Source organism: Halovivax limisalsi (assembly GCF_023093535.1).
GTDB classification, from domain to species: domain Archaea; phylum Halobacteriota; class Halobacteria; order Halobacteriales; family Natrialbaceae; genus Halovivax; species Halovivax limisalsi.
This window is the reverse complement of the sequence record NZ_CP095757.1, coordinates 924,440-949,592: the sequence shown is the minus strand read 5'-3', so window position 1 is coordinate 949,592 and position 25,153 is coordinate 924,440. Positions and strand designations below refer to the sequence as shown.

General features: G+C 68.1%; 25 protein-coding genes. 13 read left to right on the top strand and 12 right to left on the bottom strand.

The window, feature by feature from the left end; translation table 11 throughout:
- Positions 1-23: 23 nt before the first annotated feature.
- Both MXA07_RS04145 and hisB read right to left on the bottom strand, forming a co-directional pair.
- Positions 24-2,621 (bottom strand): heavy metal translocating P-type ATPase, encoded by a 2,598-nt coding sequence (locus MXA07_RS04145; protein WP_247730790.1) that lies wholly within the window; start codon positions 2,619-2,621, stop codon positions 24-26.
- A 202-nt stretch (positions 2,622-2,823) separates the two neighbouring features.
- The gene (hisB, locus tag MXA07_RS04140) at positions 2,824-3,414 is read right to left on the bottom strand and encodes an imidazoleglycerol-phosphate dehydratase HisB (RefSeq protein ID WP_247730789.1); all 591 of its coding nucleotides are present in this window, start codon (positions 3,412-3,414) and stop codon (positions 2,824-2,826) included.
- A 434-nt stretch (positions 3,415-3,848) separates the two neighbouring features.
- Here hisB and MXA07_RS04135 point away from each other — a divergent pair, with 434 nt between their 5' ends.
- On the top strand, positions 3,849-4,109 hold the full coding sequence (locus MXA07_RS04135; protein WP_247730788.1) for a DUF8028 family protein: 261 nt from the start codon (positions 3,849-3,851) through the stop codon (positions 4,107-4,109).
- A gap of 78 nt (positions 4,110-4,187) precedes the next feature.
- Here MXA07_RS04135 and hisA read toward each other — a convergent pair whose 3' ends face one another.
- The 4 genes from hisA to MXA07_RS04115 form a co-directional block, all read right to left on the bottom strand.
- The gene (gene hisA, locus MXA07_RS04130) at positions 4,188-4,919 is read right to left on the bottom strand and encodes a 1-(5-phosphoribosyl)-5-[(5-phosphoribosylamino)methylideneamino]imidazole-4-carboxamide isomerase (protein WP_247730787.1); all 732 of its coding nucleotides are present in this window, start codon (positions 4,917-4,919) and stop codon (positions 4,188-4,190) included.
- 200 nt (positions 4,920-5,119) lie between these two features.
- The gene (locus MXA07_RS04125) at positions 5,120-6,127 is read right to left on the bottom strand and encodes a sodium:calcium antiporter (protein WP_247730786.1); all 1,008 of its coding nucleotides are present in this window, start codon (positions 6,125-6,127) and stop codon (positions 5,120-5,122) included.
- Positions 6,128-6,556: 429 nt separating this feature from the next.
- Positions 6,557-7,513, bottom strand: a complete 957-nt coding sequence (locus MXA07_RS04120; protein WP_247730785.1) for a DUF7351 domain-containing protein — start codon at positions 7,511-7,513, stop codon at positions 6,557-6,559.
- A 3-nt stretch (positions 7,514-7,516) separates the two neighbouring features.
- Positions 7,517-8,938, bottom strand: coding sequence for an adenylosuccinate synthase (locus tag MXA07_RS04115; RefSeq protein WP_247730784.1), 1,422 nt, complete (start codon positions 8,936-8,938; stop codon positions 7,517-7,519).
- Between the two features lie 298 nt (positions 8,939-9,236).
- Between MXA07_RS04115 and MXA07_RS04110 the strand changes: the two genes are divergently transcribed.
- The 3 genes from MXA07_RS04110 to MXA07_RS04100 all read left to right on the top strand — a co-directional run bounded on the left by MXA07_RS04110 (position 9,237) and on the right by MXA07_RS04100 (position 12,904).
- Positions 9,237-11,126 carry an SLC13 family permease gene (locus tag MXA07_RS04110; protein WP_247730783.1) on the top strand — a complete coding sequence of 630 codons (1,890 nt, stop codon included), beginning with the start codon at positions 9,237-9,239 and terminating at the stop codon, positions 11,124-11,126.
- Between the two features lie 99 nt (positions 11,127-11,225).
- The gene (locus MXA07_RS04105; protein ID WP_247730782.1) at positions 11,226-12,404 is read left to right on the top strand and encodes an inorganic phosphate transporter; all 1,179 of its coding nucleotides are present in this window, start codon (positions 11,226-11,228) and stop codon (positions 12,402-12,404) included.
- 71 nt (positions 12,405-12,475) lie between these two features.
- Positions 12,476-12,904: a universal stress protein gene (locus MXA07_RS04100; RefSeq protein ID WP_247730781.1), complete on the top strand. Its 429-nt coding sequence runs from the start codon at positions 12,476-12,478 to the stop codon at positions 12,902-12,904.
- A gap of 15 nt (positions 12,905-12,919) precedes the next feature.
- Here the strand turns inward: MXA07_RS04100 and MXA07_RS04095 are convergent, their stop codons facing one another.
- On the bottom strand, positions 12,920-13,693 hold the full coding sequence (locus tag MXA07_RS04095) for a DUF485 domain-containing protein (RefSeq protein ID WP_247730780.1): 774 nt from the start codon (positions 13,691-13,693) through the stop codon (positions 12,920-12,922).
- Between the two features lie 279 nt (positions 13,694-13,972).
- Between MXA07_RS04095 and MXA07_RS04090 the strand changes: the two genes are divergently transcribed.
- Positions 13,973-15,169 (top strand): inorganic phosphate transporter, encoded by a 1,197-nt coding sequence (locus MXA07_RS04090; protein ID WP_425492194.1) that lies wholly within the window; start codon positions 13,973-13,975, stop codon positions 15,167-15,169.
- 216 nt (positions 15,170-15,385) lie between these two features.
- Positions 15,386-15,775 carry a ferredoxin Fer gene (fer, locus tag MXA07_RS04085; protein WP_247730779.1) on the top strand — a complete coding sequence of 130 codons (390 nt, stop codon included), beginning with the start codon at positions 15,386-15,388 and terminating at the stop codon, positions 15,773-15,775.
- Positions 15,776-15,903: 128 nt separating this feature from the next.
- On the opposite strand, the gene MXA07_RS04080 is transcribed toward fer, so the two are convergent.
- Together MXA07_RS04080 and MXA07_RS04075 are read right to left on the bottom strand one after the other, a co-directional pair.
- A complete protein-coding gene (locus MXA07_RS04080; RefSeq protein WP_247730778.1) occupies positions 15,904-16,257 on the bottom strand; it encodes a type II toxin-antitoxin system PemK/MazF family toxin in 354 nt (117 codons plus the stop codon).
- On the bottom strand, positions 16,254-16,490 hold the full coding sequence (locus MXA07_RS04075; protein ID WP_247730777.1) for a hypothetical protein: 237 nt from the start codon (positions 16,488-16,490) through the stop codon (positions 16,254-16,256). Before MXA07_RS04075 ends, MXA07_RS04080 begins: the two co-directional genes overlap by 4 nt.
- Before the next feature lie 338 nt (positions 16,491-16,828).
- Between MXA07_RS04075 and MXA07_RS04070 the strand changes: the two genes are divergently transcribed.
- Positions 16,829-17,062 (top strand): DUF2249 domain-containing protein, encoded by a 234-nt coding sequence (locus MXA07_RS04070; protein ID WP_247730776.1) that lies wholly within the window; start codon positions 16,829-16,831, stop codon positions 17,060-17,062.
- Positions 17,063-17,120: 58 nt separating this feature from the next.
- Here the strand turns inward: MXA07_RS04070 and MXA07_RS04065 are convergent, their stop codons facing one another.
- Both MXA07_RS04065 and MXA07_RS04060 read right to left on the bottom strand, forming a co-directional pair.
- Positions 17,121-18,656, bottom strand: coding sequence for a sodium:solute symporter family protein (locus MXA07_RS04065; RefSeq protein ID WP_247730775.1), 1,536 nt, complete (start codon positions 18,654-18,656; stop codon positions 17,121-17,123).
- Positions 18,653-18,901 (bottom strand): DUF3311 domain-containing protein, encoded by a 249-nt coding sequence (locus MXA07_RS04060; protein ID WP_247730774.1) that lies wholly within the window; start codon positions 18,899-18,901, stop codon positions 18,653-18,655. Before MXA07_RS04060 ends, MXA07_RS04065 begins: the two co-directional genes overlap by 4 nt.
- Positions 18,902-19,215: 314 nt before the next feature.
- On the opposite strand from MXA07_RS04060, the gene MXA07_RS04055 reads away from it, so the two are divergent.
- Positions 19,216-19,596 carry a cupin domain-containing protein gene (locus MXA07_RS04055; protein ID WP_247730773.1) on the top strand — a complete coding sequence of 127 codons (381 nt, stop codon included), beginning with the start codon at positions 19,216-19,218 and terminating at the stop codon, positions 19,594-19,596.
- A gap of 46 nt (positions 19,597-19,642) precedes the next feature.
- Here MXA07_RS04055 and MXA07_RS04050 read toward each other — a convergent pair whose 3' ends face one another.
- Positions 19,643-21,007: a heme-copper oxidase family protein gene (locus MXA07_RS04050; RefSeq protein WP_247730772.1), complete on the bottom strand. Its 1,365-nt coding sequence runs from the start codon at positions 21,005-21,007 to the stop codon at positions 19,643-19,645.
- 326 nt (positions 21,008-21,333) lie between these two features.
- Here MXA07_RS04050 and MXA07_RS04045 point away from each other — a divergent pair, with 326 nt between their 5' ends.
- The 5 genes from MXA07_RS04045 (at position 21,334) to MXA07_RS04025 (ending at position 25,146) form a co-directional block, all read left to right on the top strand.
- On the top strand, positions 21,334-22,185 hold the full coding sequence (locus tag MXA07_RS04045; RefSeq protein WP_247730771.1) for an ABC transporter permease: 852 nt from the start codon (positions 21,334-21,336) through the stop codon (positions 22,183-22,185).
- Entirely contained in the window at positions 22,182-23,096 is a 915-nt protein-coding gene (locus tag MXA07_RS04040) for an ABC transporter ATP-binding protein (RefSeq protein WP_247730770.1), read from the top strand. The genes MXA07_RS04045 and MXA07_RS04040 overlap by 4 nt, the downstream gene beginning before the upstream one ends.
- Entirely contained in the window at positions 23,089-23,724 is a 636-nt protein-coding gene (locus tag MXA07_RS04035; protein ID WP_247730769.1) for a hypothetical protein, read from the top strand. Before MXA07_RS04040 ends, MXA07_RS04035 begins: the two co-directional genes overlap by 8 nt.
- A 1-nt stretch (position 23,725) precedes the next feature.
- Positions 23,726-24,010, top strand: a complete 285-nt coding sequence (locus MXA07_RS04030) for a transcriptional regulator (RefSeq protein WP_247730768.1) — start codon at positions 23,726-23,728, stop codon at positions 24,008-24,010.
- Positions 24,011-24,147: 137 nt separating this feature from the next.
- On the top strand, positions 24,148-25,146 hold the full coding sequence (locus MXA07_RS04025; protein WP_247730767.1) for a CapA family protein: 999 nt from the start codon (positions 24,148-24,150) through the stop codon (positions 25,144-25,146).
- Positions 25,147-25,153: the final 7 nt, after the last annotated feature.

Here is a 25,153-nt window from a genome sequence, read left to right as displayed (position 1 = left end):
TCTGGTCTACCCAGGCGACCCCGTCACTCCTCGTCATCGAGCAGCGCTCGCGAGGAGTTCGTGACGACCAGCGCGCTCGAGAGGCCCATCGCGAGCGCGGCGAACAGCGGGTTGAGGAATCCGGCGATCACGACCGGGATCGCGATGGCGTTGTAGGCGAACGCCCAGGCGATGTTCTGCCTGACGCGGCGTCGGGCCGCAGTCGCAATCGCGAAGACCGTCTCGAGGGAGGAGAGGTCGTCGTCGACGATGGCGACGTCGGCGGCGTCGGCGGCGAGGGCGGTGCCGCCGCCCAGCGCGATCCCGAGGTCCGCGCTCGCCAGCGCGGGCGCGTCGTTGGTCCCGTCGCCGACCATCGCCGTCTTTCCGCGCGAGCGGAGCCGCCGAACCGTCTCGGCCTTCCCCTCGGGCGGGACGCCCGCGAAGACCCGCTCGACGCCGTCGTGCGCCCGGAAGAACGAGGCGGCTTCCTCGTCGTCACCGGTCAGGACGACGACCGCCACGCCGCGGTCGGCCAGTCCGGCGATCGTCTCGTCCCAGCCCTCGCGGGGTTCGTCGCCGACCACCACGAGGCCCGCCGCTGTACCCTCGCGCCCGACGAGGACCGGCACCCGGCCGAACCCGCGCTCGGTCGCGATAGATTCGGCCAGGTCGTCGGGGACCGTCCAGCCGCGCTCCGCGAAGAGATCCGGGTGGCCGACCAGCACGTCCTCGCCGTCGACGGTCCCGCCGACTCCCGTGGCGTACGACGTGAACTCCGACAGACGGTCGTCGGCAGCGATATCTGCGGCCGTGTCGTCGGCGTTCTCGGTGTCGTCAGCATCCATCGCGGCTGATTCGCCGGCCGGGACGCCGCCGTCGGTCGCCGGGTCGGCTCCGGCGCTGGAGTGCGGTCCCGTCGTCGACGGGGCCTCGCCATCGGTAGCCGACGCGTTCGGACCGAACGCGTCGGCGATGGCGCCGGCGACGGGGTGGGCCGATCGCTGCTCCAGGATCGCGACGCGTTCGAGCAGATCGTCGGGGGCCCGGGCGTCCAGGACCTCCATCGTCCCCGTCGTGAGCGTCCCCGTCTTGTCGAAGACGACGACGTCGACGTCGCGAATGCGCTCGAAGACGGTCTCGTCGAAGACGACGACGCCGCGGTCGAGCGCCTCGCGGACGCTCGAGGCGACGGCCAGCGGCGTCGCGAGCCCGAGCGCGCACGGGCAGGAGACGATCAGGACCGTCAGTCCGACGAGCATCGCGTCGGGCGCGGACGCGCCGAGGAGAAGGTAGGCCCCCGTGACGATGATGGCGATCGTCGAGACGAGCGGGACGAAGATCGTCGCCAACCGGTCGGCCAGTTGCTGGACGCCGCTGGTCGCGCTCTGGAGGTCCCAGACTAGGTCGGCGATGCGGTCGACGCTGCTCGTGGGCTCGCCCTCGATCTGGACGACGAGCGAGCCCTCGGTCAGGATGGAGCCGCCCACGACCGTATCGCCCGCGCGTTTGGTCACGGGCAGCGACTCGCCCGTGATCACCGCCTCGTCGACGGCCCCTTTGCCCGCTCGCGGCTCTCGCCGCTCACCATTCCGAGGGCCTCCCTTCGGTCGCCCCTCGCCATCACTGACGATGCCGTCGACGGGAATCCGTTCGCCCCCGCGGACGAGGACCCGGTCGCCGTCTTCGAGGTCATCGACGTCGATCTCGGTCGTCGAGCCGTCCGGTTCGTAGCGCGTCGCGGTCTCGACCCCCGCGGTCGAGAGGTCGGCCAGTTTCTCGGTCGCGCGGCGCTTGATCTTCCCTTCGTAGTAGCCGCCGACGCTGACGACGAGGACGATCGCGACCGTCACGTCGTAGTAGACGTCGACGCGGCCGACCGCGACGGCCAGCGTGCTGTAGACGTACGCGGCGCTCGCGGCCAGCGCGACCAGGAGGTCCATATTGGGATTCCTGGTCCGCAGGCTGACGTACGCCCCGCGGAGGATGGGCCCGCCGGTGACGAAGAGGACGACGCTCGTCATCGCGAAGAGGATGAGGAAGAACGGCACCGAGGCGTCGCTGGTCACCATCTCGACGAGGAACTGGTGGGTCCGCTCGTCGTACCACGGCGGCCGGACGTGAAGCGGGTAGACCAGCAGCAGGTACTGCATCATCACGACCATGCCGAAGAGGGCGCCGGCGATCAGGCGCGCCTCGTTCCAGTCTTTTGCGCGCCGGCCGGCGAGGGCGTCCTCGCGCGGGTAGGCCGTGTAGCCGAGGCCGGTCAGTTCGTCCGCGACGGCCTCGGGATCGATCTCGTCGGGATCGTAGTCGACGCGGACGGTTTCGGACACGTAACTGGCCGCCACGTCCTCGACGCCCTCGGCGTCGCTCCCAACGCCCTCGATGAACACCTCGCAGGTCGAACAGTGCATTCCCTGGATCTGGAAGAACGCCCGCTCGGTGCCCGGCGCGGGCTGGGCCGGCTCCTCCGGCTCGGAGTCGGTGCCGTCGGTCACGTCGGCCGGTTCGTCCGCGACGCCGTCCAGCGTCTCCGCGACGTGCATGCAGCCCCGACAGCAGTAGCGATCGCCGTCCTCGCCGGTAACGGCAGTCGACTCGAGCGGCAGGTCACACAGCGTACACTGGCCGCCGGTCATGGCCGATCACCGGTGCGAACGGCCACATGTGGACGATGCCGTCCCCGGCCCCGTCGCTCGCACGTCTCGGGGTGCGAGAGTCTATGGGGGCTCGGTCGCCGGGAACGGCGGTACATGGAAGCCAGTCCGTGCCGGACGGGAAAAACGGTTTCGCGGCCGGGCAGGACGAAGGGTCGACGATTTCGGTCGCGGCCCGCGACGCCTACAGTTCGCCCTTCGTGCTCGGCGTCGACTCGGCGCGGCGGTCGTCGACCCGCGTCGCGTCGTCGAGGGTGCGCGCGGCGGCCTTGAACAGCGCCTCGATCTCGTGGTGGGCGTTCTCGCCGTCGATTTCGGCGTGCAAGGTGAGACCGGCGGTCGTCGCGACCGAGCGCCAGAAGTGGCGGGCCATGTGGCTGGTCAGTCCGCCGACCGACTCCTGAGAGAACTCGCCGTCGAACTGGAAGAGCGGTCGGCCGCTCACGTCGACGACGACGCTCGCGACGGCCTCGTCGAGCGGCACGCGGCGATCGGCGAAGCGGACGATCCCGCTCCGGTCGCCGAGGGCGTCGTCGAGCGCGCTCCCCAGACAGAGGCCGACGTCCTCGACCGTGTGGTGGTCGTCGACGTGGAGGTCGCCGTCGCAGGCGACCTCGAGGTCGAACAGTCCGTGGGTCGCGACGGCGGTAAGCATGTGGTCGAAAAAGCCGATGCCGGTCTCGACGTCGGCCTCGCACGCGCCGTCGATCGCGAGCGAACACTCGATGGTCGTCTCGGCGGTCTCGCGCGTGACCGTCGCGGATCGATCGCTCATGGCCAAGTCACGGGCCCGCGAGTACAAGGCGATTCCGCCTCTCCGTGCGTCGGGCCGGCACCGACGCCGCCGCGCGAGTATCGACCGGTCCTGATCGGATACCCCCGTCGAACGCATCGGCCCGGTCGATCGGCAACTCCGGCCGCGCTGTCGAGCGAACCGTGTTGGGGCGGGCTCGCGAGCGCGGGTGGTTGCCGATCCGGTCGGATCGAGTCGTCGGTTCGAATACCCAATTCGAGGGCGAAAGTGTGCGGTTTCAATCACTATCCCCGAAACACCCTCAAATTGGATTGTAAAACGTCTAATGGTATCTGTGTCAGTTTGAAACCAGGGTAAACGTCCCATTCCGCGGTAAAATGGATCGAAAATCCCCCAATATTGGTCACATTATATGACGGTACGGTTCGAGAGGAACTCATACGAGGTGACCACTCGTGCAACCCAAGTCCTCCCTCCTCGCACCCCGCGCGCTCGCTCGGCTCGGCCGCGAGGCCGACGCCGCCGCGAGCCGAATCGCCCGTTCGATCAAGGCCCCGCTGCAGTTCCTCTCGTTCTGGGGAGCGATCGGCCTTCCGTTCGCCCACCTCGGGCTCCTCGTGCAGGGGCTCGAAAGCCTCGCCAGTGTGACGCTGTTCGTCGGATTGCTCGCGCTCAACGTCGTCGCCCTCTACGTCGGCCACGGCTACAACCAGTAGCCCGCGAGCCGACGATTCACCGCTCCCGCCCGCTTCCCCGCTCCGATCGTCGGTTCGCTCCATCTTACGGCCCGTCCGTCACTCCTCGTCGAGTTTCGACGCCGCTTCGAGGGAGAATCGGCCCTCGTAGAGCGCGCTCCCGACGACGACGGCGGCCGCGCCGGCCTCGCGAAGCGCCCTGACGTCCGCGAGCGTCGCGACCCCGCCGCTCGCGACGACGGGGAGGTCCGTGGCCGCGACGAGGTCGCGGACCGGGTCGGCGTCGATGCCCTCGAGGCGACCCTCGACGTCGACGTTCGTAAAGAGGATCGCGCCGGCGCCGAGGTCGGCGTAGCGCGCGGCCGCCTCGGCCGGGGCGAGGCCGGTCCCCTCGGTCCAGCCCTCGACGACGACCTCGCCGTCCTTGGCGTCGAGGCTCACGACCACGGAGTCGGGATGCGTCTCGCTGATCTCGGCCACGATATCGGGGGTCTCGACCGCCGCCGTCCCCAGAATCACGCGATCGACGCCGCGCTCGAGCAGCGACCGGGCGTCCGCGGCGGTGCGGATGCCGCCGCCGAGCTGGACGGGGACGGAGACGCTCTCGACGACCGCCTCGATCGCGGCGGCGTTTTCCCGCTGGCCCTCGAACGCGCCGTCGAGGTCGACCAGGTGCAGCGACTCCGCACCGGCGTCGATCCAGCGCTCGGCCGCCTCGACGGGGTCGCCGTAGCGCTTCTCGGTGCCGCGTTCGCCCTGGACGAGCTGGACGACCTCGCCGTCCTGAACGTCGACGGCGGGGATCACCTCGAAGGTGGGGAAGATGTTCATGTATCCACTAACGACGGAAGGAAAGTAACGGTATTGATCCGGTGGCCTGTTCGCAACGGATACCCTTTCGAGCGCGACGAAGAGATACGGTCGATTCCCAAGCGTTTGACCTCGTTGAAACCCTCGATCGGTGACGAGTTTCAGCGGCCGTGCTGAACACAGGGCGCAAATCCATCAGTGCAGTCGATCCTAACCATCGATTACATTCCACGGACAGTCTCGATGATCCCCATCGATTCGAGAATCATCCAGAGGAGGAACAATCCGTATAGGCAGAGAAAGCCGTATGCTTCGTGGTCGGTGAGTTCGAGGTCCGTGCGTGTAAACACGACGAAAACGAGCGTAGCGAACGCGAGGAACCCCATCGTCGGAATTGCAGCGAGGAAGTTGATGGTCGCGGACCCCGCCAAGAGGACGCCGATTGGGATCGCAACCAGGAGATTGAACGTGTTGCTCCCGAGGACGTTCGTGAGGCTCGTGACGCTGTCGTCGTTTTGGGCGGCGCGAACGCTGACGAACGCGTCGGGGAGGCTCGTTCCGGCGGCGATAACGGTCAACCCCAACAGGAAACTCGACGCCCCAAAGATTGCCCCCAGTGAGAGAGCGGCACGGACGATGCCCTCGACCCCGACGGCGATGATGACCAGAGCTACCGCAAGCAGTCCCCACTCTCGGGCCGGGCGCACGTCGAGAGAATCGTCAGCGACGTGTTCGCTGGCGTCCTGCTGGTGGAGAAAGACGTAAATTCCGTACGTGGCAAGCGGGAGCAGCGCCAGCGTGGGTGTCAGTATCGCGGCACGATTCGTCCCACCGGGGACGTACGTCGCACCAAGTGCGAACGTGATGAACAGGACGAGAACGCTGATGATGTAAAACTGCGCGTCTTTGTGAACGATGTCGCGGGTCGCTCCCAATTCCTCGCTGGCGAAGGCTGAGAGTGCCGGAATAACCAGGAGATTGAAAATGGCACTGCCGACGATCGCACCGACGCCGAGGGAGAACTCGCCGTGGACGAGCGTACTAATGACGATGGAACTGATTTCGGGGAAACTCGACCCGACGGCAACGACGATGGCGCCGTGGACGGCGACAGGCAGCCCGTAGTATTTGCTGAGGCGCTCTGCGGACCGCTCGAAGTATTCGCTGCCCTTCCAGATAACGAGTGTTGCGATAACGACGAGACCGAGGGAGACGAGCAGTCCCACCATCGGCTATCGGTTGTCACCACGCGGTGAAAGGTGTGTTTCCTTCGAACGGAGATCACTGAGCGCCGAGTGTCGTCCTCCCTGCAATCCCCCGGTCGAGTCGTGATCGATAGCTGGTCAAATGCCTTCGCTGAATCCGGGAGGGCCAGGATCGAACAGGGACATTTGGAACCAACCAGTGATGGATACACAACGCGAATGCGACACGAGCATTCGTCCAATTCGCGAAGGTAGAGATCGCTCAGTAAAGGCGGAAAACATTGCGCTCTCCGCGAGCGACCGGCGACCGGGCGTTGCATATCCGGCTGGAGTGTCGTCGGTGGATTAGCGGTCAGAGTGTCGGATTCATCCCGCGCCTCAGGGCGCGGGTATTCTCCTTGGCCTCTATAACGGACCCAGTAGCTCGACTTCGGTGCGGTCGACGGTTCGAGTTTACTCCCGGTTTTCAGACGCCGTTACACGCGAGTCGACGACGTCGAGGCGCTCGTCGAGTTCGACGACGAGTTCCGATCCCTCGAACGGCACGCGGACGGCAAAGCGCCACGGATCGCGTCCGAGAATCTCGGTCGTTCGGTCGGTCACCGCCCAGTCGAGTTCCCAGCGCGGGATCGCGGTGAGATCGCGTCCGCGCTCGTGGAAGAACGCGATCGTGACCGGCCGATAGAGCAGCGTCTGCGCGATCGGGGCGTACTGGAAGCCGGTGCACTCCGTGCAGTGATAGACGGCGTAGGCGTCGAGATCGCGCGTGTCGTGGCGCGACGGGAGCGCCTCGTCGTCGTGAACCTCCGGTTCGACCGCCCGGGCGCACCAGGGACAGTGCCCGGCCGTCATCGAATCCATGATCGAGCGACTGCGCCGGTGGATCGTGGACAGCAGGGATTCTCGGCCCCGGTCGATCAGGCCGTGGGAAGGGAGGTAGATGTCGGTGTAATTCGCGTCGCAGGTGCCACAGCGGACGCGGACCAGGGTCTCGTAGCGCGACACCTCGATGGGGGCGCCACAGCGGTGGCAGTCGGTCCCGACGGCGACGTCCCCCAGCGACGGCGCGGCATCGTCGGTGAGCCGGCCGGCGACGAGCGTCCGGTACAGCACCATCCCGGGCCAGCGGAGCCGGTAGCCCTCGGGTTCCTTCGCGACGTAGTTGCCCCGGAGTTTCGTGAGGTGGTAGTTGAACCGGCCGGAGTCGCGGATGTCCGCGCGGGACTGGAGGTCGGCGTAGCCGAGGTGGGCGATGCCCGTCTCTGGCGAGGCGGTCGCCGCGCCGAGTTCGCGGACGATCGCGACCCGCGTCTCGTCGGCCAGCAGGGCGAACGCGGTCTCGACGTCGAGTGCGCCCCCGGCTGATCCGTCCGCCTCGGCTTCGTTCGCTCCCCGTTCGTCGTCGGGCATCGGTCAGTCAGTCGATTGGTCGCGAGGGGTTATCGGTCTGGCGTCCGATCGGCCGTCGCGACGGTCGAGCGGGTTCGTCCGGACGACGGTCGCTTCGCGGCCGGGACCGACGCCGACCGCGACGATCGGGACCGAGAGCGACTCGGCGACGGTCTCGACGTACTCGCGGGCCGCTTCGGGCACCGCGTCGTATCCCGCGTCGGCGACGGCGCCCCAGTCGGGTGCGGACCAGGTCGCCATCGACGCGTAAACCGGCTCGCAGCGCTCCCAGGCCGCGCGAGTGGCGGGGACGGTTTCGACGCGCTCGCCGTCGAGGTCGTACGCCGTACAGAGTCGCAACTCGTCGAACCCGGCGAGCGTGTCGACGTGCGTGATCGCGAGGCCGGTGAAGCCGTTGACGCGGGCCGCGTGGCGAAGCATCGGCAGGTCGAGCCAGCCGATCCGGCGGGCCCGACCCGTCACAGTGCCGAACGCGCCGACGCGCTCCCGGACGGCCGCGGCGTGATCCTCGGCCAACTCGGTGGGCATCGGTCCGTTGCCGACGCGCGTGAGGTAGCCCTTCACGACGCCGATCACGTGGCCGTCGGCGACGAGGGTCGGGGGCGCACCTGTGCCCGAAATCGCGCCGCCGACGGTCGGGTTCGACGACGTCACGTACGGGTAGGTGCCGTGATCGACGTCGATCTGGGTCCCCTGCGCCCCCTCGAAGAGGATTCGCTTCCCCTCGCGGTCGGCCGCTGTCAGGTAGGCCCCGGCGTCGACGACCATCCCCTCGGATTCGAGACGGTCGCCCCACGTGCGCAGGATTTCGCGGATCGCGTCGGCGTCGAACGGGTCGATCGGCTCCGCTCCGGGGGCGCCTGGGGCGCCGACCTCGACCCCCAGTTCGTCCGGGTCGACGTCGTAGACGCGCTCGACCAGCCGCCGCTTGCGCGAGACGATCGACTCGATCCGGGAGTCGAGCGAGTCGGGGTCGGTCAGGTCGCCGATCCGTACGCCGCGGCGGCCGGCTTTGTCCTCGTAGGCTGGTCCGATCCCGTTCCCCGTCGTTCCGACCGCCTCACCGCCCTCGTCCCTGGCGGCCTCCTCGATCCCGTCGAGGGCGCGGTGGTGCGGGAGGACGACGTGGGCGCGAGCGTCGACGCGGAGGTCGGGGTCGAGACCGCGCTCGCGGAGCGCGTCGAGTTCCGAAAAGAGGGTCCCCGGATCGACCACGCAGCCGGTTCCGATGACGCCGACGGCGCCCCGCACGACGCCGCTCGGAAGGAGTCTGAGTTCGTACGTCTCCCCGTCGCGTTCGACCGTGTGTCCGGCGTTCGCGCCGCCCTGATACCTGACGACGACGTCCGCGTCGCCCGCGAAGACGTCGACGATACCGCCCTTCCCCTCGTCCCCCAGCTGGGAGCCGATGACAGTTGCGTTCACGAACGGAGCCACGGCCGGTCGGGACCTAATCGTTCTGTGAAGCGCGATTCACCTGGGTGACGTGTGATTCACACGGGAAGGAGCGATTCGCGTCGGAACATCCCGGCTGACGAGCGACCGACGTCGGGCTATCTCGAGTGACGGGCGACGCCCGTCGAGCTATTCAGGCTGACGTTCCGCCGGTCGTGATCTCGACGGTCGGTGAAACGGACGTATATGGGCCGTGACGGTGTAGGGACGGGCTCTCGTGACGCGGGTCGTACGTTCGGTTCCAGGCGCTATCGCCAATTCCATCGCGATGGCCGATTCGCCCCTCCGGCCGGGTGCGTTCGCCCGGTCCCTCGCCGCCACGCCCGCCGATCCGCCGGCCCTGTCGATGTCGATGCTCGTGGTCTTCGCGATCGTGGTGGTCGCGGTCGTTCTGTTCGTCACGCAACCGATCCCGCTCGACGTGACCGCCCTCGGCGTGATGGCGGCGCTGATCGTCCTCGAACCGTGGACGACGATCTCGCCGGAAGAGGGCATCTCGGGCTTCGCCAGCCCGGCGACGATCACGGTCTTGATGATGTTCGTCCTGAGCGAGGGCGTCCGTCGGACGGGCGCGGTGCAGTTGCTGGGCGAGCGCCTGGCGTCGTTCGCGGGCGACAGCGATCGGCGCCAGCTCGGCTCGATCGTGGGCGTCTCGGGTCTCTCGGCCGGGTTCGTCAACAACACGCCGGTGGTCGCGATCATGATCCCTGTCGTGATCGACCTGGCCGAGCGGACGGGCACCTCGCCCTCGCGGCTCCTGATTCCGCTCTCGTACGCGTCGATGCTCGGCGGCATGCTCACGCTGATCGGCACCTCGACCAACATCCTCGCGAGTTCGATCGTCGCCCGCCAGGAGTACCTCGGCCGGCCGTTCTCGATGTTCGAGTTCACGGCCCTCGGTGCGCTGGTGCTGGTGACGGGGTCCGCGTACCTGTTGCTGGTCGCGCCGTCGTTGCTGCCCGAGCGGATCGAGCCGAGCGAGGCGCTGACCGACGAGTTCGACGTCTCGGGCTACCTCACCGAGGTGATCGTCCCGGCCGGCTCCCCGCTCGTCGAGACGACCGTCCAGGACGCGCTCGAAGCCGTCGACGTCGACCTGGAGGCGGTTACCCTGCTCCGGGGCGACGACGCGTTCGGTGCCTCCATCGACGAGAAAGAACTCCGTCCCGACGACGTCCTCATCGTCCGAACGGGCCGCGAAGAAGTGATCGACCTCGCCGCCGTCGAGGGGCTCGAACATCGCCCTCGGGTGGGAATCGACGAGGAAGACCTCGAAATTGCCGGCGGGGGCCGCGGCGCGACCGATCTGCAGCTGGCGGAAGTGATCGTCGCTCCCGACGGGGAACTCGTCGGGGAGACCCTCGAAACGGCGAGCTTCCGCGGACGCTACGGCGCGACCGTCCTCGCGATGCGACGCGGGCCGGACGTGCACAACACGCGGATGGATCTGCGACCGCTGCGCGGCGGCGACACGCTGCTCGTCCAGGCGAGCCGCGAGGCGCTCGACCGGCTGGGCCGCGATCGAAACGTCATCGTCGCCCAGGAGTACACCCGGCCGACCTACCGCCGGGCGAAACTGCCGCTCGCGCTCGCCATCGTCGCCGGCGTCGTCGGATTCGCCGCCCTGGAGATCCAGCCGATCCTCGTGACGGCGATCGCGGGCGCCGGCGCGATGGTCGCCGCCGGGATCCTCGAACCGCGGGAACTCTGGGACGGCGTCGACTGGAGCGTGATCGTCCTGCTCGCCGGCCTCATCCCGCTCGGCGTCGCGCTGGAGGAAACCGGCGCGGCGGCCTTCCTGGCCGGACAGGCGGTCGCCGCCGTCGGCGATCTACACGTCGTCCTCGTGCTCGGTCTGCTGTACCTCTTCACGGCGCTGCTCACCGAATTGCTCTCGAACAACGCGAGCGTCGTCCTGATGCTGCCGATCGGCTTCGACGTGGCCGTGCGAATCGGCGCGGATCCCTACGCGTTCGTCCTCGCGGTCGTCTTCGCCTGCTCGACCCCGCTGCTCTCGCCGGTGGGCTACCAGACGAACCTGATGGTCTACGGCCCCGGCGGCTACGAGTTTACGGACTTTGCGCGCGTGGGAGCGCCGCTGCAGCTGCTGCTCGCGGTCGTGACGACGCTCGGCATCGTCGCGATCTGGGGCGTTTAGGCGGCCGGGCGGCCCCCGGAGGCGACCAGCGTCGCGTCGATTCGCACGCACGGCTCGCTTCCAGTACGTTCTTGAGGAAACGCGGGGAACGAGGGCCTAATGGTAGAGACGGTGCTCGTCGTGGGTGTTGTCGCCTCGCTCTTCGTCGGGTTCAACATCGGCGGCTCCTCGACCGGGATCGCGTGGGGCCCCGCGGTCGGCGCGAAGTTGCTGTCGAAGACGGCGGCGGCCGGCCTGATGACGTTCTTCGTCTTCCTCGGCGGGTGGACCGTCGGTCGGAAGGTGATGGATACGCTGTCGGGGAAGATCATCTCGATCGAAATTTCGCTATCCGCTGGGGTGGCCGTCCTCTTCTTCATCGGGACGGGGATCCTCGTCGCGAACGTCTTCGGCGTCCCGGTACCGACCTCGATGACGACGGTCGGCGCGATCGCCGGGCTCGGGCTGGCGACGGAGACGCTCAACTACGACACGATCGCCTGGATCCTCTCGTGGTGGATCGTCACGCCGATCATCGGGTTCTGGATCGGCGCGTTCATCGGTCGCTACGTCTACCCGGGGCTGAACCGGCGGATCGGCATCGAAAAGTCGCCGGGACCGCTGCTCGCGCTCGATCGGAGTGACGGCGGGCTCCCGACGCCGGGCTTCGGGCCGAACACGACCCCGCGAGAGTTCGTCAGTACGATCGTCGTCTTCGTGATCGGCTGTTACATGGCGTTCAGCGCGGGGGCGAGCAACGTCCCGAACGCGGTCGCGCCGCTGGTCGCCTCGGACGCGCTGCCGGAGAATCAGGCGATTCTGCTCGCGACGCTGGCGATCGGGCTGGGCGGCTTTACGATCGCGCGCCGGACGATGGAGTCCGTCGGCGGCGAGCTCAGCGATATCCCGCTGCTCGCGGCCCTGGTCGTCATGATAACCGCCGCGTCGATCACGACCACCCTCTCGTGGATGGGCATCCCGATCAGCCTCGTCATGGCCTCGGTGATGACGATCGTCGGACTCGGCTGGGGCCGGGCGACCCGGCCGATCACGGTCCGGAAGGCGGTCGCCGGCGAGGCGGGTGACGCCGAGATCGCGATGGGGGCGCTGACGGCCGAGGAGACCGATGGCGTCGAGGCCCAGCCGATCGGGGAGGCCGAACGGCCGGAAGCGCTCGACGCGCGCGATCTGTTCAACCCGGGCGCCATCATCAAGTACGTCTCGATGTGGATCATCGGCCCGACGATGTCGACGGTGCTTGCCTACGGCTTCTTCGTGCTGCTGCCCGGCATCGCCTGAGTCGACGATGCGGTCACCTACGCACCCGTCGGACCACCGCCCTTATTGCCGTATTCGGCGTACGGACCGTCATGAGTGGTCGCGTCCTGGTCCCGATGGACGATTCGGAGATGGCCGAGCGCGCGCTCGAATTCGCGCTGGAGACGTACCCCGACGCCGCCGTGACCGTCCTCCACGTCGTCGGCGTCCCATCCATGCTGATGGGCGACGCCGTCGGCCTCGCGCTCGAAGACGACGTCGAGGCGGCGGCCGAAGATCACGCCGAACCCGTCCTGGAGCGGGCCGAGGCGGTCGCTGCGGATCGCGATCGCGAGATCGACACCGCGGTCGGACTGGGCCACCCGACCCGGGTGATCGTCCGCGAGGCCGACGACTACGACGTGATCGTGATGGGCGGCCACGGCGCCCACAGCAGCGACGTCACCCGACGATTCCTGGTCGGCAACGTCGCGAAAGAGGTATTTCGCCGCTCGCCGGTGCCGGTCACGTCGGTGCGGTGACGACGGCGGCCGACGTCACGCCGAATCGGCGTTCGCGCCCGTCGAGCCGCCGTTCGCGACTCCCGACTCGTCGGCCTCCTGCTCCGACTCGTCCGCCTCGCCCGTCGAATCGGCGGTCCCGGTCGCCGACTCGTCGGACTCTCCGGCGGTCTCCTCGATCAGTTCCTCGACCTCGTCTTCGCGCGGGCGGCGGTCGACGCGCTCGTCGACCGACTCGACGCGCTCGGTTACCTCCTCCAGTTGCTCGCCGACGGTTTCCTCGATGGTTTCCGGGACGGTCTCCTCGACGGTCTCGCTCACTTTCTCTTCGACCGTCTCGCCGACTTTTTCCTCGACCGTCTCACCGACCGTCTCTTCGACCGTCTCGCCGACCTTCTCCTCGACCGTCTCGCTGACGGTCTGCTCGACGGTCGGCCCGACCGTTTCCGCCACGGTGTCCCCGACGGTCTGCTCGACGGTTTCGCCCACCGTCTCGTCGACCGACTCCTGCACCGATTGCTCGACCGTCTCCTGGACCGTCTGCTCCATCGTGTCCTGGACGGATTTCTCGACCGTCTCGTCCATCGTCTCGCCGACCTCCTTCTCGACGGACTCGCGGACGGCCGTCGTCATCCAGTCCGGATCGAAGCGGGCCATCTTCCAGACGACGTGGACGACGTAGGACGCGAAGACGCCGATCCCGAACGCCAGTCCGATGTTGGTGTTCGCCGTGGCGATCAGGCCGATCGAGAGCACGATCAGCGCCCCGTAGGTCAGATCGACGATCGCGTCGACGCGTACCGGGTTCATACGACGGAACTCGCCACGAACCCGGGTAAACCCTCTGGATTCGAGATCGTCGGCTTCCCCGGTCGACCGTTCACCCGTCGGGATCACCGGTCGAACCACGGCGGCGTCGAGTCGCCGCCGAGCCGCGCTGACCGTTCCGTCCGCCGAGGGACCCACACCAGCCGTCAGAAACGGTGTCTGGCCCCGTCGTCCGTGAGACGACCGGTATCGTCGGCCGTGGCGGCGGACTGCACCCGTCGTCGAAGATGAACGTCCTTTTAGTCGGGGACGGCCTGGGTAGTGACGACCACCGTGCTCTCACCGCTCCTCGGCGTCGGGCTGGTCGTCGCCGTCTTCGTGGGGTACAACATCGGCGGCGCGACGACCGGCCCCGCGTTCGGCCCCGCCGTCGGCGCGAACGTCATCTCGAAGGTGCTCGCAGCGGCGCTGATGTCGTTCTTCTTCTTCCTCGGCGCCGTCACCATCGGGCCGCAGGTCGTCGAGACGCTCGGCGGGGACGGACAGCTGCTGCAGAACGCGGACGTCTTCACCATGCGCGCGAACGTCGCCGTCCTCTTCTTCATCGGCGGCGCGCTCTTCGTCGGCAACTACGCGGGCGTTCCGGCCTCGACGTCGATGACCGCCGTCGGCGCGATCTCCGCGCTGGGATTCGCGACCGGCGAACTCAACTGGGCCGAACTGGGGTCGATCGCGAGCTGGTGGATCGTCGCCCCGATCCTGGGCTTCTGGGTCTCCGGTGTCATCGGTCGCTACTTCTACCCGCGGCTGAACGCCTGGATCGCGATCGAAGGCAGCGAGGACGAGTTACTGATCCGCTTCGAACGCGACGGGCTCCTCCCGCGGGTTCGGTTCCGAGGCGGCGGCGATCGCCGCGAGGCCTTCGGTGCCGTCGTCGTGGTCGCGATCGGCTGTCTGATGGCCTTCTCCTCGGGGACGAGCAACGTCGCGAACGCGATCGCGCCGATCTACGGCACGGGCGAGGTCGGCATGTACCCGCTGATCCTGCTCGGCTCGGCCGCGGTCACCGTCGGCTGTTTCACCATCGCCCGGCGCACGCTCGATACCCTCGGCAACGACATCACCAACCTGCCGCTGACCGCCGCGATCATCGTCGCGGTCGTCAGTTCGACCATCGTCATCGTCCTCTCCTCGCTCGGCGTGCCCGCGAGCTTCGTCGTCATCGCGACGATGAGCATCATCGGGCTCGGCTGGGGCCGGGCGACGCGGACGACGAGCATCTCCGAGGCCGCCCGCGGCGAGGAGACGCGCGTCTCCGTCGGCGCGCTGACCGCCGAGGAGGAAGGCGAGGCGGTCCCGGAGATCGGCGAGGAAGAGCCGACCGACATCCCGCGAGCCTCCGATCTCTTCGACCCGGCGACGACCGCGCGCGTGATCATCATGCAGAACGTCGTCCCGCTCATCTCGACCGTCGGCGCCTACCTCACCTTCCGGTGGATCCCCGTCTTCGGCTTCTGATCGACCCGCCGCCTGCAACGACGCGTGACCGCTCGTCGTCGGGGACCGGCTGGGCCGTCACGGACGCCAAGCGGCCCACGGAACATCGACCGGGCGAACACAGCTGGCGACCCCGCTCGATCGACCGAAACCCATCTCGCCGGGGGAATTCCTCGCAATTAACCACCCAAGTCGCAACAGCAAGGTATTACAGGACGCGTGCCGAAGCCTCCGCTGATGCCCACGGTAGAATACCTCAACTACGAAGTGCTGGACGATCACGGCTGGGACATGGACGACGACGACCTCTTCGAACAGGCCGCAGACGCCGGCCTCGACGACGAGGACTACGGCACGCTCGAGGTCAACGAAGGCGAGTACATCCTCGAGGCCGCCGAGGCCCAGGGCTACGACTGGCCCTTCTCCTGTCGCGCCGGCGCCTGCGCGAACTGCGCCGCCATCCTCAAAGAGGGCGAGATCGAGATGGACATGCAGCAGATCCTCTCGGACGAGGAGGTCGAGGAGAAGCAGGTTCGCCTGACCTGCATCGGCCACGCCCTGACCGACGAGGTCAAGATCGTCTACAACGCAAAGCACCTCGACTACCTGCAGAACCGCGTCATCTAGAACGCCAAGCGCCTCCCGCTCGGGACACGATCCCGCCTCGTTCCGGAACGCACTGATTCCTGATACGACCGGTTGTACCGGCTTTCTTCCAGGGGTCACCGCATCAGTGGACGGTGGCCAAGCGCCGGTCAGTCGAGGCCGAGGCTCAGCTTCAATGCGTCGTCGATCCGGCGCATCGTTTCCGCGCCGAGGCTCCCTGCGACGGAGTGTATCCGGCGATCGATCGAGACGACTCGAACCTGGTCGAGACGGATCGAGGAGTCTTTCTCGAACGGTGACCCGTCCGCATCGACCAGCACCTCGAACGGATACTCGCGGTACGTACCGGTCGCGAGTGCAACGATGGTCGTCCCCGAATTCGCGTTCCCGACGTCGTTCTGCACGACGACCGCCGGACGGGTCTTTTTCATCTCGTGGCCTTCAGCGGGATCGAGCCTGACGATGACGACGTCACCGCGCCGAACGGTCGTCCGGTCGCTCATTCGGGTAGTTCACTCCACGCGTCTTCCGACGTGTCGCCCCACTCCTCGGCCAGGGATTCCGCACTCTCTGACGCGTCCCGATAGGCGGCTGCGAGGTCACGTTCATCGGGCTGGTCGTTCTCGACGTCCACCACCGCGATCGTCACGCGCTTATTCGCGTACTCCGTCCCGAGGTAGATCCGGCCTCGGTCGTCAGTTTCGTTGGTCTGGAGCTCTCTGGCGTCCACGTTCATGATAGTACCCACTATTGCCCACAGGCAGATAACGCTTCCCACTATTGCCCACGACACACGATCGGAGGCTATCAACGGAACGAACCGCGTCATCTAGGCGGCGCTGCGAGACCGGTCGGTTGCGACGCTTCTCGCCACGGAGCTGCTCGATCGCGTCGTTTTGAGGACAAGATTGAGCTCCGGCTAGGTATCAGGGAGAGGCCGATCGACCACGTCAGCGCAGATCCGAGGTTCGATCGACGGATGATCGACCGCGTCCGTTCCATCCGACCCGGGGCTGGAGATCGATCGAACGTGATCGGGAGAACCCATAGGGCTGCCCACACGGTCCCTAGCGTATGAGTCTCGATCCGACAAGCGCCGACCGCAAACTCGACGTCCGCGAGATCGACGGCGAACCGTTCGGCGACATCATGGCGGCGCTGGGCGAGCTATCCCCCGACGAATCCCTGCTCTTGATCAACAGTTTCGAGCCGGAACCGCTGTACACCGTCCTCGAAGACCGCGGCTTCGCCTACGAGGCGAGCAATCCCGAACCCGACGTCTGGCACGTCGAGATCCGACACGCCTGATTCGACGGTCCAGCCCCGGGCGGGGCCCGACCGACCGTAATCGATTCGAGCGCCGCGCTCAATCGGCGGCGAGTTCGTCGAAGTACCGACTATCGTTCTCACCGGGTGCGTGCCCGGAAACCACTGACGCGCCCACCGTGACGAGCGCGCCGAGGAGCATGCAGTAGAGCGAGATGCCCCACCCGAAGTACGCCCCGGCGAAGACGGTGACGCCGCCGACGTCGGTTGCGGGCAGAAAGTTGAACGCGAGGTAGGCCAGTTGCGGAACGACCAGTCCCGCGACCATCCCGGTCCGCGTCGTCCCGCGCCAGTACAGCGCCAGGATGACCGCCGGTGCCAGTTGGGCGAAGCCGCCGAAGGCGAGGTCGCCGATCTCGACCAGCAGCGAGCCGATCCGTCCGGCGCCGAACGCCCCGACCTCCTCGACCCAGATGCTCGCGGCGAGGGCGAGGATCGCGAAGACGGCCACGCCGAGGCGGCCGAGCGCGTCCTCGCGACGCTGGGAGAGTGCCGTCTCGACGAAGGGCCGGTAGATGTCCCGCGTGAAGTACGACGAGCCCGAGAGCAGCATCGAGTCCGACGAGGACATCATCGCCGCGATGGCGCCGGCGATCACCAGCGCCGCGAACCAGCCCGGGGCGTAGGCGTCGAGGACGACCGGGAGGATCGACTCCCCTGCGGCGACGTCGGCCTCCAGGCCGAGGCCGGCCGCCCACGCGCCCAGCAGGAACGCGGGGACGAACAGCAGGAGGACGAGCAGCGGCCAGAGGGCGAACGACCGCTTCAGGACGCGCTCGGAGGCCGCGGCGAAGAAGCGCTGGTTGACCTGCGGGAACATGGCGACGCCGAACGCGATCGAGATCGCGAAGGTGAGCATCCGCCGGGGCGTGTACCACTCGCTGCCGAGTGCGAGGTAGCCGGGCGCGTTCGTCTCGAGGCCCGCGTTGATCGTCGCGAGGCCGCCGTCGACGCTGGCGAGCACCCACAGCAGTGCGGCCCAGACCATCACGAGCATGAACGCGCCCTGGAGCGTGTCGGTCCAGGCGATGCCGCGCATCCCCGCGAGCACGACGTAGGCGATCATAAAGGCCGTGATGAGCGTCGCGCCCATCCAGAACGTCATCGCGCCGTCGGTCAGCGACGCCAGCGCGCCGCCGGCCCCGATCTGCTGGAGCATCACGTACGGGAACAGCCAGAACAGCGAGATGGCGGCGACGAGCCCCCGGACGCCCTTCGAGCCGAAGCGGTCGCCGAGCATCTCGCCCAGCGTGACGTAGCCGTGGCGCTGGCCGAGCAACCACTGCTTGTATCCGACGACGTACCACAACAGCGCGAAGAGGATGCCGTCCATCAGTCCCATGACCAGGATCCACTCCGGGCCGCGCGCGAAGGCGGTGTCCGGCCCGCCGAAGAAGGTAAACGCCGACAGCAGCGTCGCGAAGACGGTAAACAGCAGGACGACCGTGCCGAAGGTCCGACTCGCCAGGTAGAAGTCCTCGGCAGTTCGGTCGGTGGCGCGGTAGGCGATCGCTCCGACGCCCAGTGCCAGACAGAGGTAGCCGACGACGATCCCGAGCTGCAGGGCCACCGTCACGGCCGCTCACCCGCCGGTCGATCGGAACCGACGCCGTCGGTGATGCCGAGTCCCCAGGCTCGCCTGGCGAACAGGGCGAAGATACCGGCGGAGAGGAGCATCCAGCCGACGAACCACCAGAGCCAGAGCGGGAGGCCGGCGACGAGCCGATCCGACCCCCACAGGAACCACGGTACGGTGAACGCGACGATGACGGTCAGGGCCGCCACCCACAGGAGCCGTTCGGCACGCGATATCGACTTCATCGACGCGTGTATCGCCCCTACACCCAGATAAGTATTTATGCTCACCAATTCGCCCATTCGAAGAGATAATGTCTTCAATCGTCGACGGTCGGTTCCCGTGCCGTCTTCCGGGCTACATCACGGTCGTCGTGCGTCCGGCGGCGGAACGGGCGGACTCGCGGCGTCGACCGACGGTCATGATGGACGCTCACCCCGGTACCCCGATACGTTCGGCCGAACGCCCATCAGGGCCGGACGCGTTCCGGTACGCGTATGCAGACACGCACTCTGACCCGCGTTCGATCGATTCGATCAGGCCGGCCGGAGGGGAACCGATGAGCAAGACGAGCTTCGACGCCGAGCGAACCTACGACGACGACCGGTTCTCGGCGGTCGAGGTGTTCCGGAGCGATCGGCAGAAGACCATCTGCGGCTTCTTCGAGCCCGGACAGTTCATCCCGGTTCACGCGCCAGCGAGCGATATCGCCATCTTCGTCCGGTCGGGAACCGGTGTGATCCGAGACGGCGAGGCCGAACACCGCGTCGAACCGGGCGACGTGGTCGTCGTCGAGGCCGAGACGAACCGCGGAATCAAGGCGGACGACGACGCGCGTCTGGAGGCGTTCATCGTCGTCTCGCCGCCGCCGACGGACGAGGAACACGGCCCCGTCCGCGAGGGACTCAAACGCGGCGAGTTCGACCCAACGAGCACGTAGCGACACGGTCGACAGTCTCCCGACGAGTCCGATATCTCGCGGCGAACTAGTTCTCCGGCGTCGCCTCGCCCGCGGCGGGTTCGTCATGCTCGCCGACGAGCGAGCCGAACACGACCCGCCCGAGCGAGTGCGGGCTGTGCCGGCGGATGACGAGCAGCATGTTCGCGGCGAAGACGACGACGCCGAGGGTGAGGAGGGTCCCGCCGGCGGCGTCGACGACGACCGGGAGCGCGACCAGGTCGGCGACGACCAGCGCGGCCGTCCCGCTCGCGAGCAGGGTTCCGTCGATCGCCGCGAGGCGGTCGTCGTAGAGGTCGTCGATCATCGGGACGGGTTCGAGCCCGAGGCGATCGCTGTAGCGGTGAACCCAGATGATGAACGGAATGATGTGGTATAGCGTCCCGAAGACGACGAAGCCGACGGCGCCGAGGAGCAAGAGGTGCGCCGTTCCCTCCGCGCCGAAGCGGTGGACGGCTGCCGTCGGCTCGCTCGTCCACGCCGGAATCGACAGCAGCGCCCAGGCGGCGAGGGCGGGCGCGGCGATCGCGTAGCGGGTGTGCATGGGCGTCCAGTCGACCTGCATCTCGTACAGTTTTCGCCCGAGGATCGCGCTGACGCACAGCGCCGAGGCGATGAGCAAGACCGCACCGACGATGGCGACGGTCGACGCGTCGACGAGTCGTCCGCCCGCGAGCAGGACCACGCCCGCGGGGTGACCGACCTCCTCGATCCGCCGGAGGTGGTGATCGACGCCGTGCAGTTCGGTCTGGGTGAACATCGTCCCGAGCTGGTAGAGGGCGCCGTAGACCGTCGTCAGGACCGCGCCGAAGACCGCGAGCGTGGCGTGGGCGCCCACGACCCCGCCGCGGTCGATCGGGAGGCCATCGAAGACGGGCCGGCTGAAGCCGATCGCGAGGAGGACGCCGAGCGCGGTGAGGGCGAGGAAGAACCCGAGCGAGAGGAGGAAGTGTCGCTCGGTCACGTCGTACGAGTCGAGCGTCGCCATCGTCCGACCGATGTTGTAGACGAACGTCCAGAAGCCCGCGAGCATGAGGACGGCGAAGGGCGCCAGCCAGGCGAACGACGCCGTGAGGAGCCCGGCCACGAAGCCGAATAGCCCCAGCACGACGAGGAACAGCTGAACGCTCGCCAGCCGGCGCGAGTGCAGCGTCACGCCGGACCAGACGGGCACGAACTGCGTCATCGCCCCCATGATCGTGATGCAGATCCAGCCCGCCAGCAACAGGTGGACGTGCGCGAGCGTGGCGAGGCCGGCCGCACCGTCGAAGACGAGGCTCCCGCCGACGAGGACCCCGAGTAACAGGAAGCCGATAGCGACGACGAAGTGTCGAAGCGGGATCGTCATCGGCGGTTGCGCTCCCGTCTCGATGGATCCCGGAATCGCGGCCATGGATGCGGTTGACCGCCGACGCACCTCCCCCTGGCCCCGAATATATTCCCCTCGACGGCCCGGCGACGGTTCGAACCCGTCACGTCCGGGCGGTTCCCGGCGCATCGGCTCCGCGGGAAACCCGCCTCGCCAGACGCCGCCCGACCACCCCGACTGCCCGTCCCGATCCGTCACGCGACGGGGAGTCTCGGCGTGGCCGAAACGCCGCCAGCGTGGCTCGGTCGCGCGATCCGGGCGGTCCGTCCCGGTGCACGCCGAGTGAGTTTGCTCCGCAAAGTCGATTTGTATTGCAAACATACTTGTGGGAGTAGAGCCAATCGGAAGATATGCAAACCGATACGGCGCCCGGGTTCGCCCCGGGCCGGTTCCTGAATCAGACCGTCGGGTTCGCGCTCAGGAGCGCGCGGACGCTCCGCCGGAACGCGGCCGTCATCTTCTGGGCGATCGGATTCCCGGCGCTGTTCTACCTGCTGACCGTCTACCTGTTCGTCGACACGGCCGGGCTCTCGGCGGAGGCGGTCGGCAGGCTGAAAGCGACCAACGCCATCTCCTACGGCGGGTTCGCCGCGCTCGTCGTGTTCCTCAACACGTTCTCGCAGTCGCTCGTCGCGGACATCGAGGGCGGGCGCTACGCGCAGTTTCGGGCGCTGCCGGTCTCGCCGAGCGCGGACTTCGTCGGACGGTTCGCCGCCGCGTTCGTCCTCGCGCTCGCCGCCGTCGGCGCCGTCCTCGCCGTCGGCGCCGCGACCGGCGCGAGCTACGAGCTCCGGTCGATGGCATCGATTCCGGTCTCGCTGCTCGGGTTGCTCTCGCTCGGACTGTTCGCGGCCGGCCTCGCCGTCCTCCTCGTCTCGGTCGTCCCCGACGCGAAGTTCGCGAGCATCATCACCATCAGCCTGGTCATGCTCGCGTTCTTCCTGACGGGCTACAACGGCGTCCAGCCGGGAATGGTCGCGGCGAACGCCGAGTTCGTCAACTACGTGCCGAACGCGCTGGCCACCCGCCTCGCCGTCGTCCACCTCGTCTCGGTCCCCGACTGGACCGCGGCCGGGCTCGCCGCGCCCGCGGCGCCGACCGGCCCGGGCTACGTCGGCCTGCTCGTCGCCTACGTCGGCGTGGGACTCGCGACGGCCGTCGCGGTGACGCGCCGGTCGCTCTACCGAGGTGAACTCCGATGAGCGCCGAGTCGCGGGGCGACGGTGGCTCGCTCGCCGTCGAGGCGCGAAACGTGCGCAAGTCCTTCGGCGCGGACGGGGTGCTCGACGGCGTCGACCTCGCGGTCCGCGAGAACGAGGTCCTGCTGTTGATGGGACCGAACGGCACCGGCAAGACGGTGTTGCTCTCGTGTCTGGCGGGGGGCCTCGAGCCGAGCGCCGGCGAGGTTCGCGTCTTCGGCACGCCCGTCTCCGAGGACGGCGGACACGCTCTCTCGTTGCTCCTACAGAACGGGGCAAGCGTCGACACCCTCTCCGGTCGGGAGACGGCCGCGTTCTACGCCCGCCTTCACCCCGCGTTTACGGACCGCTGGCGCGACCTCGTCGCGAAATTCGGTCTCACTGAGGACCTCGAAAAGCGGATCAAGTACTACTCCGAGGGGATGAAGCGAAAGCTCGAACTCGCGCTGGCGCTGTCGGTCGACGCGCCGCTGTACCTGCTCGACGAACCGACCGCCGGCGTCGACCTCTCGACGGTCCAGCTGTTCCACCGGGCGATCCGCGAGCGGGTCGCGGCGGGCGGGACGGTCGTGGCGACGAGTCACCGCCCCGTCGACGCGGACCTGGCGGACCGGATCGCGTTCGTCACCGGCGGCGGGGTCACGGCCGTCGGGGCGCCGACGGACCTGCTCGAAGCCGTGCCGCCGGTCGTGCGCGTCGTCGGCGCCGGTCCGTCCGCCGAGGAACTCGAATCGCACGTCGCGGGCGGGCGGCTGTTCCACCACGGCGACGAACTCCGGGGCTTTCTACGCGACGGTGTCACGTGCGAGGACCTCGACCGGACGGCCGGTTCGGGAGTGACCGTCGAGACGGTCGAGCCGAGCTACACCGACGCGTTCAACTACTTCGTCCACGCGGGTGAGGACGATGGGTGAGAACGTCGATCGGGGCGACGAGGTCGACCGCGCCGACCTGCAGCGCGATCTGGACCGCATCAAGGAGGCGATGGGGCTCGCGGAGCGCTACGAGAACGCACCCGAGCAATGGCTGGGCTTCGGCGTGGTCGTTGCGGTCGCCTGCGCGCTCTCGCAGTACGTCGTCCTCGAACGGTTGCCACAGGCGTGGTTCGCCGCCGTCTGGCTGGGGCTGTTCGGCGCCCTCGGCGCCGTCCTCTCCCGACGGTACGGCTACTCGTTCGAACCCGGGACCGCCCGGCCGAACCTGGGGTTTCAGATCCTCGCAGTCTATTTCGCGGCGTTTCCGATCGCCGCCGTCGCCGGATCGTTCCTCCCCGAGCTTTCCTACCTCGAGGAGACGGCGTTCACGCTCGCGATAATCCTCGTCCAGCTCGGCGCTGGGTACGTCGTCGCCGGCGAGACGCTCAAGGCCTACCACATCCGGGATCGCGACCGCTACGCGTTCCACGCGGGCGGGCTCCTCATGGTCGGACTCGGGGTGACCGTCGCGACGTACGAACCGCTCTACGAGTGGGGGTACGCGGCGTTCGGCGGCGCCTACCTGGCGTACGCCGTCGCTTCCTACTGGGTACTCTCGAGTTCGTAAGATGGACTTCGACAAACTCGTCCACCAACCCACGCGCCTGCAGATCTTCGCCTATCTCTATCGTCACGGCGAGTCGAGCTTTACCGACCTCACGTCGGCGCTCGACCTGACCGAGGGAAACCTCTCCAGTCACCTCCAGCGGATGGAAGACGCCGGCGCCGTCGAGATCACCAAGGCGTTCGTCGACGACCGGCCGCAGACGAGCGCGGCGCTGACCGACGAGGGCCGCGAACAGTTCGAGGAACACGTCCACACACTCCAGGCGCTCATCGACGACCTGGAGTGAGCGCGGCGGCCGGTGCTCGTCGTCGCTCGACGAGCGCGAAGTACCCCCGTCCGAGCGCCGATCTCGATCGACCACCCCTCCGGGAGATCGTTCCCCCGGGAGGCCGTTTCTTGACCCCGCACGGTGTGGGTCGACTGATGTCGGTTCGCCTCGGCCTCGCGGGCGACGTGATGCTCGGCCGCCTCGTCGACGCACACCAGCGGGAGCGCCCGCCGGAGGCGGTGTGGGGTAGCGCGCTCGAATTGCTCCGGGAGCTCGACGGCCTGTTCGTCAACCTCGAGTGCACCCTGTCGACGCGGGGAACGCCGTGGGACCGGACGTACAGACCCTTCCACTTTCGCGCCGATCCGGCGTGGGCCGTCCCCGCGCTCGAAGCGGCGGGCGTCGACGGCTGCTCGCTGGCGAACAATCACGTCCTCGACTACGGCGCGGTCGCCCTGCGCGACACGCTCGACGCGCTTGACGACGCCGACATCGCCCACGCCGGCGCGGGACGCACGCGCGAGGCGGCGTTCGAACCGGCGTTCGTCGAGCTCGAGGACCTGCGCGTCGCCGTCTTCGCGATGACCGACAACACGCCCGAGTACGCCGCGGACGCCGCGTCTCCGGGGATCGCGCACGTCGAGATCGACGTCGATAGCGAGGAGACGCGAGACGCCGTTCGCGGGGCGCTCGAGCGGGCTCGCGCCGGCGATCCCGACCTGGTGATCGCCTCCCTGCACTGGGGGCCGAACATGGTCGAATCGCCCCCGGACGCGTTCCGCGACTTCGGCCGCTGGCTCGTCGACGCGGGCGTCGACGTCGTCTGGGGCCACAGCGCGCACGTCTTCCACGGCGTCGAGGTGCGCGACGGCGCGCCGATCGTCTACGACGCGGGCGACTTCGTCGACGACTACCGCGTCGATCCGCGGCTGCGTAACGACCGCTCGTTCCTGTTCGACCTCTCGGTGGCCGACGCGGGTCGCCCCGCCGAACTGCGGCTCCACCCGACCGAGATCGACGATTTCGCGGTGCACGAGGCCGGCCCCGAGGCCGCGGCGTGGAGCCGCGAACGGATGCAGTCGCGCTCCGAACCGTTCGGGACGACGTTCGAGCGGGAAGGGTCGGGCCTCGTCCTGGCGCTTCCGGACGAGTGACGGCGGG